We start from the raw sequence: 15,903 nt of genomic DNA, 5'->3' as shown, positions 1-15,903 counted from the left end.
GGGTGAGGCGGCAGTGGGCCCAGCCGGCGAGTCGATACTGAGCCCGCCCGTCAGCCCAGCCGCACCGGCGACACGTGGTCGTCGACGAGCGCGGCGTCGCAGTCGGCGTCAACGTCCATGCCCGTCAAGCTCAGATCGGTCAGGTAACTGCTGAGGAACGCCGTGTCGGCCGTGTCCCGACCCGACGAGATGCGGAGCATCGACCCGCGCGGAGCCAACCGCGTCGCGTCCACCGCGTGCCAGGCGCCGCCCACCCAGGCCTCCGTCACCGCATGGAAGTCACGCGGTGCCAGGCCCGGTGCATAGACCGCCGTGACCCGGGCGGGGATGTCGAGGGCGCGGAGGAAGCCGGCGACGGTATGCGCGAAGTCGCGGCAGACGCCCTGCCCGCTCTCGACCACCTGCGCCGCTCCCCCGGTGCCGATCGTCGAGCCGTAGACGTAGGAGAGGTGCCCGTGCACCCACTCCTCGACCGCCGTCAGCGCCTCGAAGCCGCGAGCCCGGCCGAACTCGCGGCGGGCGATACCGCCGAGCACGTCCGCCTCCGCATACCGGCTCGGCCGCAAGTATTCGACCAGCTCGAGTTCGCTCGGCTCGTCCGGGGCACCGTGTCCGAGGACCCGCGCCCGGTACTCGACCCGCAGCTCACCCCGGATGCCGGCAACGCGGTGCACCCGCGCCCCGTGCCGGCCCGGGAACTCCCGTACCGGGACCGGCTCGCCGTCGAGGTGGACGGTGAAGGAGTCCTCGAAGGAGTCGCCCGTGGGCGTCGCAGCCACGAGGAAGATCAGGTCGGTCGGACCGTTCAGACGCAGATCCAGCGAGGCGGAGACGGTGCGCAGCATGACTCCATCGTGGCACGCAGCAGGCGCGCTCCCCGCGTCGGGGCCCGCTCCGCCCGGGTGCTAATGTTGTCAGGCACTCCTGGCCCCCATAGCTCAGGGGATAGAGCACTGCCCTCCGGAGGCAGGGGCGTAGGTTCGAATCCTACTGGGGGCACGTCTTCTGAGGCACGACTGTCTTCTGAGGCACGGTTGAGCGGGCACTCCCTCTGCGCACACGACCGCGGCGCCCCACTCCTTCCCCGTTCCGACGGAGCACCCCTCGGTCGAGCGGCCCGTCGACTCGTCTCCTCCAGCTGCTCCGGGGCAGCCGTGCACGGCCGTACCGCCCCGCGCGCACAGCGCAAAGGCCCGCGATCGCTGATCACGGACCTTCGGGAGGACCCTCGCCGCAGCTCGGCCGACCGGCCTCACTCGTAGAGGTGGAAGGTGCCTGCGCAGGCGTCCGAACAGAATCCGTCGCGGCGGCGGGCCAGGGCGGCGCCGCACGCCTCGCAGCGGCGGCGTCCGAGCATCCGCGACAGCAGGCTCCGGGGTCCCGACGCGACGACCGAGACCGGCGGATCCGAGCGCACGGGAGCGTCCGCGGTCGGGTCGAGCGGGATCCCAGCGGTGTCGGGCGCGGCGCGGGGCATCCGTGTTCCTTCTGATCGGTGAACCGTGTGGAAGCACCGTATTGCGGCTTTCTGAGAACCCACGAAGGGCTTGACGGAGATCGTGGTCGGTAGTACCCGAGAGTGACGCCTGTCGGAGTGGGAACTCCGGACGCGTCGCCGACTGACAACCCAGGCGCGCTCGTCAGCAGGAGACGGGAGGCGCCCGCCTTCGAAAAGGGGGTCAGTAGGCGCCCCGCGAGTCAACCGCCACCGTCGGTGCCGTCACGGGCGGGCGAGTGGAGCGCGAGGCGCTTCGGCCGGTACGGAACGGGAGCAGGATCAGCATGACGGGCAGGAAGACGATCCAGAGAAGAATCGACAGCGCAAGACGCGCCCAGATGGAGAGGGTGGTGAGCATTTTTGTGCCGCCTTCGGGTGACGGTGGGGGTGAACTCGGCGAACAGTATCATCGGCCTCACCTGGGCAGAAGAGTAAAATCGCGCCACCGAATCGCGCCACCTCCGCCGCTATCCCGGGCCGGACATGCCGTTTTTCGCCGCCTGGCGCCCATCAGAGGGGTCCGCTCTCACCTGGTTGGATACACGGCCGGCGTAGCGGATCTTCCCAAGAGCCGGGCCGTAGGGTAAGCACGTGAATATCCTTCTCGTCGAAGATGATCCGGCTATGGGTGAGGCTCTCGTGGGCGGCCTCGAAGACGCCGGCTACGAATCCGTGCTGACCACGAACGGCATCGACGCGCTCGTCGCGTTCAGCAACGCCGAGTTCTCAGCCGCGATCGTGGACGTCATGCTGCCGGCGATGTCCGGCTTCGAGATCTGTCGGCGGATCCGCGAGCTCGGACGTCCGACGCCGATCATGCTCCTGACGGCGCGCGACGCGATCGAGGACCGCGTGTTCGGGCTCGACGCCGGTGCCGACGACTACCTCACCAAGCCGTTCGCCTTCACCGAACTCAACGCCCGCCTCCGCGCCCTGTTGCGCCGTAGTCCCTCGCTGATGTCGACGTCGATCGACGTCGGCCGGATCACGGTGGACGGCTCGAGCATCCGGCGCACGGCTGACGGCTCGCGCATCCATGTCAGCCCCAAGGAGTTGGAGCTCCTCAAGCTGCTGATCACCCCCGTCGGCTCCGTCGTGACCCGCCAGCGGATCCTCTCGGAGATCTGGGGCGGCGGCGAGATCGTCGACAACAACATCGTCGACCAGTACGTCAGCTACCTGCGCAAGAAACTGCCGACCGAGGACACCGGCGTCGCCATCGTGACCGTCCGCGGCAAGGGCTACTTCCTCCGCCCGGTCGAGTAGTCCGTGCCGCGGATGGGCACTGCACGCCGCCGGGCCGGCGCGCTCTCGATCCGCGCGAGGATCACCATCGGGACCGTCGCTGTCGCAACCGCCCTGTTCGCGCTCTCGGCGATGCTCTTCTACCAGGTGGTCACCGGCATCGTCGAGCGCAGCGAGCGGACGATCCTGATGTCGATCGAGGACGAGGTGCGTCGCGACATCTCGGCGGGCACCGTGCCTCGCACCCAGGGCTCCTCGATCGGGCAGCTGTTCCTGGCCCTCGCGCCGGACGGGATCGTCAGTACGTCCACCATGCCCTCGCGCCTCAGCGGCGACGTCCTGACCGCCCTCGCGGCCGAACCGGCGGACACCTCGCCCCGGTACTCCCAGGTGACCACTGCGAGTGGCAATTACCTGGTCCGGTTCACTGCGATCACCACCGATAAGGGCGTCTGGCAGGTTGTCACCGCGCGCGACCAGGCGGCCTCGCAGCTGGTACTCGACGATTTCGCGCACGTCCTCGTCTACGCGGCGATCTTCCTCGTGGTCACCTTCGGTCTCGCCTCGTGGATCCTGACCGGAGCCGCGCTCGCGCCGGTGCGTCGCATGCGGGCGCGCGCGGATCAGATCGCCGCCGAGCCCGGCCACGGCGATCAGCTCCCCGTCGTGGGCTCGCGCGACGAGATCGACGAGCTCGCGGTAACGCTGAACGCGTTCCTGACCAAGCAGACCGCCTCGCTCGCTCGCGAGAAGCAGATGGTGTCGGATGCGAGTCACGAATTGCGTACGCCGCTCGCCGCGCTCTCGGCGCAGCTCGAGATCGCCCACCACCGCGTCGAGGACCCCGCCGCGGTGGACCGGGTCATCCTCGATGCGCAGAAGAGCGTCGACCGCCTCGTGCGGCTCGCCTCCGCCCTGCTCGACATCTCGCGCATCGAGAGCCGCACCGTCCGGCCGACAGCTCCCTTCGCCGAGCTGGTCGAGGAGCTGGTCGGCGCGGTCGACCGCACGCGCCTACTCGCCTCGGAGTCGGGGGTCGAGATCGACTATGAGATCGACGAGCGCGAGCCGGCCCGCCTGTACGCCGTGGCGACCCAGGACTTCGGGCGCGTGATCGACAATCTGGTCAGGAACGCGATCCAGGCGATGGACGGCGGCGGCATGATCGTCGCCTGCCTCGCACAGCAGGACGGACGCCTGCTCCTCACCGTCTCGGACGACGGCCCCGGCATGCCCGCCGCCTTCATCCCCGTCGCCTTCGACCGCTTCTCCCGACCGGATGACTCCCGGGCACTGGCCTCGGGCGGCAGTGGACTCGGGCTCGCCCTGGTGCACACGACGGTGCTGTCCGCCGGCGGGACGGTCGCCCTCGTCAACCGCTCCCCCCGCGGTCTCGCCGTCGACATCGTCCTGCCGCCCGTCGGCTCCGCCTGAGCAGCCTCCCCGGGAGCATCGAAGGCCCCCGGCGGACCGGGGGCCTTCGTGGAGGATCGTCAGCGCTGGTCGTCCTCGGGACGGACGGGCTGCGGGTCGCCGGCCGCGGCGGGCGGCGGCGCCCAGGCTGTCTGCGGCGTCTCGGCGGGGACAGCGCTCCCGTCGAGCAGGTTGCGAGCGCGGTTGACGACCTCGGGGTCCACGAGCACCGAGTAGCTGGTTGCAATCACCTGCATGGTCGAGGTGAAGTCGCGTCGGCGGCGGTTGACGGCGTAGGACGCGAGCCCGAAGAGCATGCCGAATCCCGCGCCGAGGAGCACGGCCGCGATCAGGAACGAGAACTCCGTCGTCGGCGAGAAGATGATGAGCAGAAGCCCCAGGAACACACCCAGCCACGCGCCGGAGGCCGCACCGGCGAGGGCGACTCGGCCCCAGGTCAGTTTGCCCGTTACCCGCTCGACGCTCTTGAGCTCGTTGCCGATGATGGCCAGCTGGCGCACCGGGAAGTCGGCTCGGGCGAGGACGTCCACCGCGGCCTGCGCCTCCTGGTAAGTGTCGAAGGTGGCGAGGATCTCCCCGCGCGGGATCGTGGGAAAGGCCGGCCCTCGGCCGCTGAACGGCGTCTGCTGAGTCACCTCCACAGACTGGCACAGCGGACTTGAAGCATTCTGTACGGTTCAGGAGAACCGATCGATACCGAACCGGGCACCCTCGGCGTCCGCCCGGGCGCGCGGGTCTAGGTTTGTAGCCGTGAGTTCCGCCAGAGTCTTCGTCGCGCGCTTGGCCGGATGCAGTGTCTTCGACCCCGCCGGCGATCGCGTCGGCAAGGTCCGCGACGTGCTCCTGGTCTACCGGCAGAACGACGCCCCGCGGGTGGTCGGACTGGTGGTGGAGATCCCCGGGCGCCGACGCGTCTTCGTCTCGATCGGGCGGGTCACCAGCATCGGCAGCGGCCAGATCATCACCACCGGGCTCATCAACGTGCGTCGCTTCGAGCAGCGCGGCGGCGAGGTCCGCGTCATCGCCGAGCTCCTCGGCCGCCGGGTGAGCTTCATCGACGGCTCCGGAGACGCGACCGTCGAGGACGTCGCGATCGAGGAGGCTGCCCCTGGCGAGTGGGAACTCGCGCAGCTCTTCGTTCGGCGCCCCAAGACCAGCCCCTCCCCCTTCGCCAAGGGCGCGACCGCGTTCGCCGCCTGGCGCGAGGTCCGCGAGAGCGTCTCGACCGAGGCGCAGTCCGCCGAGCACTACGTCGCCAGCCTCTCCGAGCTCAAGCCCGCCGACCTCGCCAGCACGCTCCTCGACCTTCCCCAGCAGCGGATGCTGGAGGTGGCCGGCGAACTCTCGGACGAGCGTCTCGCCGACGTGCTCGAGGAGATGCCCGAGAGCGAGCAGGTCGAGATCCTCGGCCGACTCAACGACGACCGCGCCGCCGATGTGCTCGATCAGATGCAGCCCGACGACGCGGCCGATCTGATCGCGCAGCTCTCCGAGGAGCGCGGCGAGGCGCTGCTCGAGCTGATGGAGCCGGAGGAGGCGGAGGACGTCCGCATGCTCCTCACCTACGCCCCGGAATCGGCCGGCGGATTGATGACGACGGAGCCGATCATCGTCTCCTCGGAGGCGACCGTCGCCGAGGGCCTCGCCCTCATCCGACGCCACGAGCTCGCGCCCGCGCTGGGAGCCGCCGTGTGCGTCACCCTGCCGCCCTACGAGCCACCGACCGGCCGCTTCCTCGGGATGGTGCACTTCCAGCGGATGCTCCGGTACCCGCCGCACGAGCGCCTCGGCACCCTGCTGGATGCGAGCATGGACCCGATCACGCCCGAGACCTCGGCCGCCGAGGTCGCCCGCATCCTGGCGAGCTACAACCTCGTCTCGGTGCCCGTCGTGGACGCCTCCCACCGCCTCGTCGGTGTGGTGACCATCGATGACGTCCTCGACTACCTCCTCCCCGACGACTGGCGCAGCCACGGCGACGACGACGAACCGAGGACGCCGGTGAGCACGGCGACGCAGGGCGTCCCGCTCCTACCGCCGGCACCCGTGTCGACCGGCAGGGCACGACGAGGACGGAGGGGTGCGCGTGGCTAGGGACAGCAAGCAGGACCGCCGGCTCGACGCCCCGAAGGGATTGCGCACCCGCGTGCTCTCGCGGCGCAACCGCCCGAGCAGCGACCGGTTCGGACGTCTGACCGAGTCGTTCGCCCGCGGCATGGGAACACCCTGGTTCCTGGTCGGCATGACGATCTTCTGCGTCTTCTGGCTGATGTTCAACACCTACGGGCCCGCGGACTCGCGCTTTGACTCTCAGGCACTGGGCTTCACAGTGCTGACGCTGATCCTCTCGCTCCAGGCCTCGTACGCCGCGCCCCTGCTGCTGCTCGCGCAGAACCGGCAGGACGACCGCGACCGGGTGCAGATCGAGCAGGACCGCCAGCGGGCTGAGCGCAATCTCGCCGACACCGAGTACCTGGCGCGCGAGGTCGTCGCCCTCCGCCTCGCGATCCGCGATATGGCGAGCAAAGACTTCATTCGCTCAGAGCTGCGCGGCCTGCTCGAGGAGCTCGAGAAGGACCGGGCGCAGGCTCCCGAGCGGCGCGATGCCTGACGCCGCCGCTCTCGACGCGGCGGTGCGGGCGGCGCTGGCCCGCGTCCTCGATCCGGAGATCCGCAAGCCGATCACCGAGCTCGACATGGTCGAATCGGTCCGGGCGGCGGCCGACGGTGCGGTCCGCGTCGCGATCCGGCTGACCATCGTCGGCTGCCCGGCCGCCTCGACGATCGAGCGCACCGTGCGCGAGGCCGTGGCGTCGGTACCCGGGGTCACGGCAGTGGAGGTCGCGGTCGGAGTCATGACGCCAGCGCAGCGCACAGCGCTCACCGAGCGCCTGCAGGGCGGGCGGCGGAGCATGCCCTTCGGTCCGGAGTCGCTCACTCGCGTCTACGCGGTGACCAGCGGCAAGGGCGGCGTCGGCAAGTCAACCGTCACCGCCAACCTCGCGGTCGCGCTGGCTCAGCGGGGGCTCGCGGTCGGTCTGGTCGACGCGGACGTGCACGGTTTCTCGATCCCGGGCCTGCTCGGGCTGATGCGAGACGGACGCGTCGCCGGTCCGACCCGCGTCGGCGAGCTGATGCTGCCTCCGGTGGCGCACGGCGTGAAGGTCATTTCGATCGGGATGTTCCTCGAGGGGGATACGCGCGGCGCCGCGGTCTCGTGGCGCGGCCCGATGCTGCACCGCACCATCTCGCAGTTCCTCACCGACGTCTACTTCGGCGACCTCGACGTCCTGCTGCTCGACTTGCCCCCCGGTACCGGCGACGTGGCGATCTCGATCGGTCAGCTGCTCCCCCACGCGGAGGTGCTGATCGTCACGACTCCGCAGCCCGCGGCGGCCGACGTGGCCGAGCGCAGCGGTGCGCTGGCCCGGCAGTCGGGTCAGCGCATTATCGGCGTCGTCGAGAACATGTCGGGGCTCCCTCAGGCCGACGGCTCGGTGTTGGAACTCTTCGGCAGCGGAGGCGGAGCCGAGGTGGCCCGCCGACTCTCCGCCGCAGGAGATGCAGTGCCGCTGCTCGCGTCGCTGCCGATCAGCGTGTCCCTGCGAGCCGGGGGCGACGACGGGGTACCCGTCGTCGTCGGCGACCCCGAGGATCCGGCGGCGCGGGCGATTGATGCCCTGGCGGCGACCCTCGCGTCACGACCCCGAGGGCTCACGGGGCGACGGCTACCACTCGCTGTCGGCTGACGCGCCATCGGCCCGCTCCCGCGGGAGCAGAACTCAGGTGGCCTCGGAGTCGATGGGCGGCGGCGCGACGCTTGCGAGCGTGCCCGACCCGACGGAACGCTGCATGGTCGTGTAATAGCTGTCCTGAGCGGATCCGGTGCCGCCCGGGACGACGGGAGCGGCGACGGCGGAGGGCGGCTTCACGGTGGGGACCGGGTCGTCATCGAGCAGGGCGTCACGGATGATGCGGCGGGGGTCGTACTGGCGCGGGTCGAGCTTCTTCCAGTCGACCTCGTCGAACTCGTCGCCCATCTCGTCCTTGACGCGCTCCCGCGCTTGAGTGGCGAATCCACGCACCTTCCGCACGAGCTGCCCGAGCTGGGCGGCGTAGTGCGGGAGGCGGTCGGGACCCAGCACGAAGACAGCGATGACCCCGATGATGAGGAGCTTGTCGAACGTCAGACCGAACACGAGGACAACACTAACCCGCCGCGCCTGCGCGGTGGAGCCCGCGCGCCACCGTACCCTGACGATGCCCGGGCGCGATCCGCGCGGTGCACCGATCAGAGGAGCCCACCCGTGTCCGATAAGGATGCCAACTGGAAATACGCCGAGGACGCGATCCTCGAGTCGGAGGCGATCGCCTCGGCTCGCCGGCTCTCGGTCGAGTTGGGCATCGACGCCGTCTCCCCCTCGATCGGTGCGCAGGCCGCGCTCGTCGCAGCGGCCGCGCGCGCCACGTCCATCATCGAGATCGGCACCGGCACCGGAGTCAGCGGGCTGTGGCTCCTGGACGGCGCACCCGAGGCGATGCTCACCTCCATCGATTCGGAGGCCGTGCACCACCAGCATGCGCGCGCTCAGTTCCACGAGGCCGGCATCTCACCCAACCGGCTCCGGCTGATCCCGGGCCGCGCCCTCGAGGTGCTGCCGCGGATGAACGAGAACTCCTACGACATCGTCTTCGTCGACGGCGACCCGCTGCAGGTCATCGAGAACGTCGAGCACGCCCTGCGGCTCGTGCGCCCGGGCGGCACGGTGTTGGTGCCGCACGCACTCTGGCGCGGTCGGGTGGCCAACCCCGCGCAGCGCGACGAGATCGCGACCGCGTTCCGCACGCTGGTAGCCGAGGTGTGCGCCTCCCCCGCCGTCGTCAGCGTGCTCTCGCCGATCGGCGACGGCCTGCTCCAGGCCAATAAGCGGCGCGCCTGACGGGCCCCCTCCGCCGTTGCGCCCGCGGGCGAGCACCGGGAGGCTCCCGCTCACGGGCCTCTGCGGCGCGTCGGCACAGAGGGAACGCCCGTCGCACGGTGTGCGACGGGCGTTCTCGACGGTGCGGATCAGTCGGGAGACACCACCGACGCGAGCGCGTCGTGCAGCTCTTTCGCCTCTGCATCGTTGACCGAGACGACGAGGCGTCCGCCTCCTTCGAGCGGAACACGCACGACGATGAGTCGACCCTCCTTAACAGCCTCCATTGGTCCGTCTCCGGTCCTCGGCTTCATGGCCGCCATAGAGTTCCCCTTTCGTGACGTATCCCTCTATTATCGTGCATCCGCGGGGTCGCGATGAACCGCGCTCGCTGGCAAGCGCTGCGGCGATCACGGCGGGGTCCAGTCGGAACCGGTCACCGCCCAGCAGATCGAGATCCAGACAATCTGGCCGCCGATCCCGATCAGGACCAGCGCGACGCGGAAGATCGGTGAGCGCGGGACGGCGAGCGCCCCGACGAGCGGGAACATCGGGCCGAGCAGCCGGAATGTGCTGGACTGCGGGAAGAAGAACGCCACCAGATACAGGCCGTAGCCGGCGACCCACGCCCGGCTGAACACGTCGAGTCTGCGCGTCCACGGGGCCGCGAGTATCCCGACGAAGGCCGCCAGCAGGAGCACCACCAGAGCGATGCCGATTCCCGGAGCGCCGAACCACCACGAGCCCCACCACGCGCCGCCCTGGAACCACGGCGTCAGCGGCAGCAGCTCCTGGTACCCGATGTAGACGGAGCGCCAGGCCAGCTCGGTGTCGGTGTAGGCCGTCATCGACCCGGTCACCGCCCAGGCGATCGCGGGCCAGAGGAAGCCGACGACGAGACCCCACGCGGTCAGGCCCAGGGCGGGCAGCCACTCCGACCGCGGAAACGGCTCGGAGCGGCGCCGAACGAAGCGGAAAACGATGTAGAGGCCCAGCGCCGCAGCGAAAGCGAGTCCGCTCGGCCGGGTCAGACCCAGCAGCAGCACGACCGGCACGACCGCCAGCCAGCGACGGCGCACCAGGAGCAGGAGCACGACGGCCGTCAGCAGCATCGCCATCGACTCCGCATAGGCGAGCTGAAGGAGCGGGGAGGTCGGTGCCACGCAGAACAGCAGCACCCCCACGAGGGACTGCGACTCACTGAGGGAGTGGCGGAACAGGCGGTAGAGGACGAGGCAGGTGCCGGCCCCGAAGAGCACCGAGACGGCGACGGCGGCCGGAGCCCAGGCGAGGCCGGTGACGGCCGTCACCACCTTCACCACACCCGGATACAGCGGCATGAAGGCCCAGGCGCTCTCCCCCACATGGCCGGTCTGGGTGATCGGCAGCGACGTCGGGTAGCCACCTGCCGCGATGACCTCGTACCAGCGCCCGTCCCACAGCGAGGCGAACGCGGAGTAGGAGGGCGAGGGCCCGGTCCACGGGTTGGCGAGCTGCTCCGCCGCGAACTGCAGGAGGATCACCGTCGTGACCACTCGGGTCGCGACATACACCGCGAGCACCCGGGCCCACCAGGGGATCAGGCGCAGGCGGACCGGCTCGGGTGCAGTAGTCGCGCTCATGAGGCCGCGGTGAGCCAACGGCGCAGACCCTCGGCGCACTCCGTGATCTCGTGCACCGCCACGCGCTCGTCGTCGGCGTGGGCCCGGAGCGGATCGCCCGGCCCGTAGTTCACGGCGGGGATCCCCATCCCCCAGAAGCGGGCGACGTCGGTCCAGCCGTACTTGGGTCTCGCCGGCGCGTCGACCGCTGCGAGGAAGCCTTGGGCCAGGGGCGCGTCCAGGCCCGGCCGGGCACCCTCGGCCAGATCGTCCACCGTCACCTCGAAGCCCTCGAAGAGTTCCCGCAGGTGCGCGAGCGCCTCCTCACCGGAACGGTCAGGGGCGAAACGATAGTTGACCTGCACCGTGCAGAGGTCCGGGATCACGTTTCCCGCGACTCCGCCGTTGATGCGCACCGCGTTGACTCCCTCGCGATAGACCAGGCCTTCGACCTCCACCTCGCGCGGCTCGTACGCGGCGAGGCGCGCCAGGATCGGCGCGGCGGCGTGGATGGCGTTCTCGCCGACCCAGCTGCGGGCAGAATGCGCGCGGATCCCCCGGGCGACGACATCGACACGGAGTGTGCCGTTGCAGCCGCCCTCCACGGCTCCGCTGGTCGGCTCGCTCAGCACGGCGAAGTCGGCGGAGAAGAGGTCGGGGCGGTGCCGGGAGAGCCGACCGAGACCGTTGAGGTCGGAGGCGACCTCCTCGTTGTCATACCACATCCAGGTGATGTCGACAGCGGGGTCGGTGAGCTCGGCGGCGAGCACGAGCTGCACGGCGACCCCCGCCTTCATGTCGACCGTGCCGCGGCCCACGAGGTGCTCGACGCCGTCGATCGTCTCGGCGACGACCGGGAGATTTCCGTTGACCGGCACCGTGTCGAGGTGCCCAGCGATCACGACACGCTGCGTCAGGCCGAGGTTCGTCCGCGCGACGACCGTGTTCCCATCGCGGATCACCTCGAGATGCTCGTACTGCTCGAGCGCCCACTGCACCGCGTCCGCGATCTCACGTTCGTCGCCCGAGACGGATGGGATGTCGCAGAGGACCTGGGTGAGAGCGACCGGATCGGTGCGCAGATCGAGTGGAGGGGCAGCGGTCACGTCGGACATGCGCCCCAGGGTAGCGGCAGCCGGCTCCGCGCTACCCTGAACGGCATGACCCTGAACGGCATGACCCTCGAGCACTCCGCAGACTCCCCCGTGCCCTCCTCCGCCTGGGGTTACGGGCTCGCCACCATCGCCTCCGACGGCACCGTCCTGGACACCTGGTTCCCGGAGCCGCGGCTCGGCACGATCCCCGCGGGACGCGACCCGTGGATCGTGCCCTCGGAGTTCGAGGAGCAGGCCGGGGAGGACCCGCGCCGTGAGGTCCGGATCGACGTGGTCACGCTTCAGATCGACGTGCAGGCGCCCCCCGCGTCCACCTCGGACGCGTACCTGCGCCTGCACCTGCTCTCCCACCTCCTGGTCCGGCCGAACGAGGTCAATCTGGACGGCATCTTCGCGCACCTGCCGAACGTGGTCTGGACCAACGCCGGGCCGGTCTCGCCCGAGTCGTTCACGCGCCTGCGCCCGTCGCTGCGGCGGCACGGCATCCAGGCCACCGGCATCGACAAGTTCCCGCGGCTGACCGACTACGTCACGCCGGAGAAGGTGCGGATCGCGGATACGTCGCGCGTGCGCCTCGGGGCGCACCTCGCTCCGGGCACGACCGTGATGCACGAGGGCTTCGTGAACTTCAACGCCGGGACTCTCGGTAGCTCGATGGTCGAGGGGCGGATCTCGCAGGGCGTCGTGGTCGGCGATGGCTCGGACATCGGCGGCGGCGCCTCGATCATGGGGACGCTCTCGGGCGGAGGAGTTCAGCGTGTCTCGATCGGCGCGCGGGCACTGCTGGGCGCGAACTCGGGCGTCGGCATCCCGATCGGCGACGACACCGTGGTCGAGGCGGGCCTCTACGTGACCGCCGGGACCAAGGTCGTCGTGGTCGGCGGTGCGCCACGCACCGACGGGACCCCGCAGACCATGAAGGCGGTGCACTTGTCCGGAGTCCCGAACCTGCTGTTCCGCCGCAACTCGCTCACCGGTGCCGTCGAAGTCCTCCCCCGCACCGGCGCCGGCATCGAGCTGAACACCGCCCTGCACGCCTGACCACACCCCTGTCCCTGCGGGTCGAGGAGGCGCCGCACCCGGCCCCTCGAGACCCACCCCTGCCGCACGGCGCTCACTCCGCCCGATCAACCGGCAGGCGGGCCCCGACCTGCTTCTCGACGCGCACCGCAACGCGGAGTCATCGCTGTGCACCAGCGCTTCCCGCTCGGCGCGGCTCGACACGGGCGGGCGGGCGTCCGAGTACCGCCAGCGGAGTCGCTGGCAGCATTCGAGGAGGCAGACGGAGGGCATGTCCTCAAAGATGGCCTCTCCGCTCGACGCCGCGCGTCCTCGGGCCGATGCGGCGAGAGCCCACCCCAGACGGGGGCGGGCTCTCGGCGGTCGAGTCAGCGGTCAGTGGGCCAGTGGCGCTCCGGCGAGCCCATGTACAGCTGCTGGGGGCGGCCGATCTTGGTCTGCTTGTCGATGTTCATCTCGCGCCAATGCGCGACCCAGCCGGGCAGGCGACCGATCGCGAAAAGCACGGTGAACATGCGGGTCGGGAAGCCCATCGCCTTGTAGATGACGCCGGTGTAGAAGTCGACGTTCGGGTAGAGCCGGCGCTCCTTGAAGTAGTCGTCCTCGAGCGCGAGGGCCTCGAGCTCCATCGCGATATCGAGCAGCGGGTCCTTCACGCCGAGCGACTGCAGCACTTCGGAGGCGCTCTCCTTGACGAGCTTGGCGCGCGGGTCGTAGTTCTTGTAGACCCGGTGGCCGAAGCCCATCAGGCGCACGCCCTCCTCCTTGTTCTTCACCCGCTCGACGAACGTCGACACGCTCTCACCCGACTCCCGGATCCGACCGAGCATGGTCAGCACGGCCTCATTCGCTCCGCCGTGCAGCGGGCCGAAAAGAGCGTTGATGCCGGCCGAGACGGAGGCGTACAGGTTCGCCTCCGTCGAGCCGACGAGGCGGACGGTCGAGGTCGACGCATTCTGCTCGTGGTCCTCGTGCAGGATCAGGAGGCGATCGAGCGCCTTCGAGAGCACCGGATCGACCTCGTACTGCTCGGCCATCGTGCCGAAGTTCAAGCGGAGGAAGTTGTCGACGAAGCTCAGCGAGTTGTCCGGGTAGAGGAACGCCTGGCCGATGCTCTTCTTGTGCGCGTAGGCCGCCATGACCGGCAGCTTCGCGAGCAGCCGGATGGTGGACAGCTCGACCGCCTCCGGGTCCTTCGGATTGGAGCTGTCCTCGTAATACGTCGACAGAGCCGAGACTCCGGCCGAGAGGACCGACATCGGGTGCGCGCTGTGCGGGAGCGCATCGAAAAAGCGCTTGAGGTCCTCGTGCAGCAGCGTGTGGCGACGGATCCGCTCGTCGAAGCTCGCGAGTTCGTCGGCAGTCGGCAGCTCGCCGTAAATGAGGAGCCAGGCCACCTCGAGGTAGGTCGCGTTGGTGGCGACCTCTTCGATCGGGTAGCCGCGATAGCGCAGGATCCCCTGGTCGCCGTCGATGTAGGTGATCTGCGACTTCGTCGCCGCTGTGTTCACGAAGCCGTAGTCGAGCGACATGAAGCCGGTCTGCTTCGACAGGGTCGAGAAATCGATGCTGGAGGAGCCGTCGACGCTGCGCAGGACCGGGAACTCCGCGCTCCGGTCGCCGAAGGTGAGAGTAACCTTCTCGGGGAGCTGCTGCTCCGCCGGTACGGGAGGCTGCGTGGTGGCGCTCCCGGTAGCGGGCTCAGCGGAACTCACCGTCGCGGTTCCGTCGCTCTGCGTGCCGGATTCGGTCACAACGCCTCCCAGGTCGTCGCGGTCGCACCCCGGAAGCGCTCGCACGGAGCGGCGGCGCCGGGTCTGGATCGTGGTGCAGCCGGGGCCTCGCGTGGCGCCGTCGACCGAACCGCATACAGCCTATGGGCAAAGTTCGGGCACTGTGACATTGCCCAGCACTCGGGTGACGGCTTTGTGGAATCCCGCCAGGATCGAGACGACGAGCGCTCAGAGACCGTCCGCCAGGCGCTTTACGGCCGCGTCGATCCGCTCGTCGGACGCCGTCAGCGACAGGCGCACGTGCTCGGGGAAGCCGTCGCCGTAGAACACGCCGGGGCCGGCCAGCACGCCGACCCGCGCGAGTCGTTCGATGGACTCCCAGGCAGGACGCCCCTCGGTGGCCCATAAATACAGACCGGCCTCGCTGCGATCGATCCGGAAGCCCGCGGACTCGAGGGCGGGCCGGAGCCGGTCGCGCCGTGAGCGATAGCGCTGCTTCTGTGCGGCGACGTGCTCGTCGTCGGCGAGGGCGACCACCATCGCCTCCTGGAGCGGACCGGGGACGATCATGCCGGCGTGCTTGCGGACGGTGACCAGGCGCGCGATCAATGCTGCGTCGCCGGCTACGAACGCGGCGCGATAGCCGGCGAGGTTCGACTGCTTGCTCAGCGAGTACACGCCGAGGACGCCCGCGCGGTCCTCCCCCACGACGCGCGGATCGAGGACGCTGGGGATCGATTCCTCGGCCCAGCGACCGTCCCAGCCGAGCTCGGCGTAGCACTCGTCGCCGGCAATGACGGCGCCCAGCTCCCGCGCCCTGACCACCGCCCGCCGCAGCGCGGGGACGTCGAGCACAGCACCGTCGGGGTTCCCGGGAGAGTTCAGCCAGATAAGACGGGTCGCCTCCGGCCACTCGTCGGGGTCGTCGGAGGCGATGGCCCCGGCTCCCGCGATCGCCGCGCCCATCGCGTAGGTCGGATAGGCGGCACGCGGATGCACGACCACGTCGCCCTCGCCGAGGCCGAGCAGGAAGGGCAGCCAGGCGACGAGCTCCTTCGAGCCGATCGTCGGCAGCACCTCGTCGACGCGAAGACCCGTGACCCCCCGTCGCCGCGCGTACCAGGCCGCGATCGCCTCGCGCAGGGCGGGTGTGCCCACCGTCGTGGGGTAGGCGTGGGAGTCGGTGGCGCGGGCCAGTGCGTCACGGATCGGACCGGGTGTCGGATCGACCGGCGAGCCGATCGAGAGGTCGACGATTCCGCCGGGGTGCTCCGCCGCCGTGCGGGCGAAGGGCGCCATCAGATCCCAGGGGTAATCGGGCAGCGCGCCGAGGGCCAC

Annotated in this window: 17 protein-coding genes and 1 tRNA gene; 8 read left to right on the top strand and 10 right to left on the bottom strand. The window is 70.1% G+C overall.

All coding sequences use genetic code 11. The features are described 5' to 3' along the window. Positions 1 to 50 precede the first annotated feature (50 nt). A complete protein-coding gene (locus C5D07_RS08800; RefSeq protein ID WP_104259169.1) occupies positions 51 to 845 on the bottom strand; it encodes a transglutaminase-like domain-containing protein in 795 nt (264 codons plus the stop codon). Between the two features lie 82 nt (positions 846 to 927). Here C5D07_RS08800 and C5D07_RS08795 point away from each other — a divergent pair. Continuing rightward, positions 928 to 999 (top strand) — tRNA-Arg (locus C5D07_RS08795). Positions 1,000 to 1,252: 253 nt separating this feature from the next. Here C5D07_RS08795 and C5D07_RS08790 read toward each other — a convergent pair. Together C5D07_RS08790 and C5D07_RS15770 are read right to left on the bottom strand one after the other, a co-directional pair. Further along, entirely contained in the window at positions 1,253 to 1,477 is a 225-nt protein-coding gene (locus tag C5D07_RS08790; protein WP_104259168.1) for a hypothetical protein, read from the bottom strand. A 202-nt stretch (positions 1,478 to 1,679) separates the two neighbouring features. Continuing rightward, positions 1,680 to 1,856 carry a hypothetical protein gene (locus C5D07_RS15770; RefSeq protein ID WP_170063534.1) on the bottom strand — a complete coding sequence of 59 codons (177 nt, stop codon included), beginning with the start codon at positions 1,854 to 1,856 and terminating at the stop codon, positions 1,680 to 1,682. 233 nt (positions 1,857 to 2,089) lie between these two features. On the opposite strand from C5D07_RS15770, the gene C5D07_RS08785 reads away from it, so the two are divergent. Beyond that, positions 2,090 to 2,764, top strand: a complete 675-nt coding sequence (locus tag C5D07_RS08785) for a response regulator transcription factor (RefSeq protein WP_258061842.1) — start codon at positions 2,090 to 2,092, stop codon at positions 2,762 to 2,764. A gap of 12 nt (positions 2,765 to 2,776) precedes the next feature. Then, positions 2,777 to 4,177, top strand: a complete 1,401-nt coding sequence (locus C5D07_RS08780) for a sensor histidine kinase (RefSeq protein ID WP_104259166.1) — start codon at positions 2,777 to 2,779, stop codon at positions 4,175 to 4,177. Between the two features lie 59 nt (positions 4,178 to 4,236). Here C5D07_RS08780 and C5D07_RS08775 read toward each other — a convergent pair whose 3' ends face one another. After that, a complete protein-coding gene (locus tag C5D07_RS08775; protein WP_104259216.1) occupies positions 4,237 to 4,812 on the bottom strand; it encodes a YflT domain-containing protein in 576 nt (191 codons plus the stop codon). Positions 4,813 to 4,927: 115 nt separating this feature from the next. Between C5D07_RS08775 and C5D07_RS08770 the strand changes: the two genes are divergently transcribed. Genes C5D07_RS08770 through C5D07_RS08760 form a run of 3 tightly spaced genes read left to right on the top strand, consistent with a single transcriptional unit; the run spans position 4,928 to position 7,926 of the window. Further along, positions 4,928 to 6,271, top strand: a complete 1,344-nt coding sequence (locus C5D07_RS08770; RefSeq protein ID WP_104259165.1) for a magnesium transporter MgtE N-terminal domain-containing protein — start codon at positions 4,928 to 4,930, stop codon at positions 6,269 to 6,271. Further along, a complete protein-coding gene (locus C5D07_RS08765) occupies positions 6,264 to 6,788 on the top strand; it encodes a DUF1003 domain-containing protein (protein ID WP_068257393.1) in 525 nt (174 codons plus the stop codon). Before C5D07_RS08770 ends, C5D07_RS08765 begins: the two co-directional genes overlap by 8 nt. Then, entirely contained in the window at positions 6,781 to 7,926 is a 1,146-nt protein-coding gene (locus C5D07_RS08760) for a P-loop NTPase (protein WP_104259164.1), read from the top strand. Before C5D07_RS08765 ends, C5D07_RS08760 begins: the two co-directional genes overlap by 8 nt. Positions 7,927 to 7,959: 33 nt before the next feature. Here the strand turns inward: C5D07_RS08760 and C5D07_RS08755 are convergent, their stop codons facing one another. Beyond that, positions 7,960 to 8,376: a twin-arginine translocase TatA/TatE family subunit gene (locus C5D07_RS08755; RefSeq protein WP_084415922.1), complete on the bottom strand. Its 417-nt coding sequence runs from the start codon at positions 8,374 to 8,376 to the stop codon at positions 7,960 to 7,962. 108 nt (positions 8,377 to 8,484) lie between these two features. Between C5D07_RS08755 and C5D07_RS08750 the strand changes: the two genes are divergently transcribed. Beyond that, entirely contained in the window at positions 8,485 to 9,117 is a 633-nt protein-coding gene (locus C5D07_RS08750) for an O-methyltransferase (RefSeq protein ID WP_068254111.1), read from the top strand. A 128-nt stretch (positions 9,118 to 9,245) separates the two neighbouring features. On the opposite strand, the gene C5D07_RS08745 is transcribed toward C5D07_RS08750, so the two are convergent. From C5D07_RS08745 to dapE, 3 genes are all read right to left on the bottom strand, one after another. Beyond that, complete coding sequence (locus C5D07_RS08745; protein WP_084415923.1) at positions 9,246 to 9,419, bottom strand: DUF3117 domain-containing protein; 174 nt, start codon at positions 9,417 to 9,419, stop codon at positions 9,246 to 9,248. An 87-nt stretch (positions 9,420 to 9,506) separates the two neighbouring features. After that, complete coding sequence (locus C5D07_RS08740) at positions 9,507 to 10,718, bottom strand: hypothetical protein (RefSeq protein WP_104259163.1); 1,212 nt, start codon at positions 10,716 to 10,718, stop codon at positions 9,507 to 9,509. After that, complete coding sequence (gene dapE / locus C5D07_RS08735) at positions 10,715 to 11,812, bottom strand: succinyl-diaminopimelate desuccinylase (RefSeq protein WP_104259162.1); 1,098 nt, start codon at positions 11,810 to 11,812, stop codon at positions 10,715 to 10,717. Before dapE ends, C5D07_RS08740 begins: the two co-directional genes overlap by 4 nt. A 45-nt stretch (positions 11,813 to 11,857) precedes the next feature. Here dapE and dapD point away from each other — a divergent pair, with 45 nt between their 5' ends. Then, positions 11,858 to 12,853: a 2,3,4,5-tetrahydropyridine-2,6-dicarboxylate N-succinyltransferase gene (gene dapD / locus C5D07_RS08730; protein ID WP_068254126.1), complete on the top strand. Its 996-nt coding sequence runs from the start codon at positions 11,858 to 11,860 to the stop codon at positions 12,851 to 12,853. A 347-nt stretch (positions 12,854 to 13,200) separates the two neighbouring features. On the opposite strand, the gene C5D07_RS08725 is transcribed toward dapD, so the two are convergent. Both C5D07_RS08725 and dapC read right to left on the bottom strand, forming a co-directional pair. Next, positions 13,201 to 14,586: a citrate synthase gene (locus C5D07_RS08725; RefSeq protein ID WP_104259161.1), complete on the bottom strand. Its 1,386-nt coding sequence runs from the start codon at positions 14,584 to 14,586 to the stop codon at positions 13,201 to 13,203. Between the two features lie 207 nt (positions 14,587 to 14,793). Next, complete coding sequence (gene dapC / locus C5D07_RS08720) at positions 14,794 to 15,903, bottom strand: succinyldiaminopimelate transaminase (protein WP_104259160.1); 1,110 nt, start codon at positions 15,901 to 15,903, stop codon at positions 14,794 to 14,796.

This window comes from Rathayibacter tritici (genome assembly GCF_002932875.1).
Taxonomy (GTDB): Bacteria; Actinomycetota; Actinomycetes; order Actinomycetales; family Microbacteriaceae; genus Rathayibacter; species Rathayibacter tritici.
This window is presented reverse-complemented; position numbering and strand designations above follow the sequence as displayed.

Excerpts from the sequence above, each read along its gene's own strand:
- C5D07_RS08740 (WP_104259163.1), bottom strand. The coding sequence starts at position 10,718 with ATGAGCGCGACTACTGCACCCGAGCCGGTCCGCCTGCGCCTGATCCCC.
- C5D07_RS08790 (WP_104259168.1), bottom strand. The coding sequence starts at position 1,477 with ATGCCCCGCGCCGCGCCCGACACCGCTGGGATCCCGCTCGACCCGACC.
- dapD (WP_068254126.1), top strand. The coding sequence starts at position 11,858 with ATGACCCTGAACGGCATGACCCTCGAGCACTCCGCAGACTCCCCCGTG.
- C5D07_RS08745 (WP_084415923.1), bottom strand. The coding sequence starts at position 9,419 with ATGGCGGCCATGAAGCCGAGGACCGGAGACGGACCAATGGAGGCTGTT.
- dapE (WP_104259162.1), bottom strand. The coding sequence starts at position 11,812 with ATGTCCGACGTGACCGCTGCCCCTCCACTCGATCTGCGCACCGATCCG.
- C5D07_RS08800 (WP_104259169.1), bottom strand. The coding sequence starts at position 845 with ATGCTGCGCACCGTCTCCGCCTCGCTGGATCTGCGTCTGAACGGTCCG.
- C5D07_RS15770 (WP_170063534.1), bottom strand. The coding sequence starts at position 1,856 with ATGCTCACCACCCTCTCCATCTGGGCGCGTCTTGCGCTGTCGATTCTT.
- C5D07_RS08760 (WP_104259164.1), top strand. The coding sequence starts at position 6,781 with ATGCCTGACGCCGCCGCTCTCGACGCGGCGGTGCGGGCGGCGCTGGCC.
- C5D07_RS08780 (WP_104259166.1), top strand. The coding sequence starts at position 2,777 with ATGGGCACTGCACGCCGCCGGGCCGGCGCGCTCTCGATCCGCGCGAGG.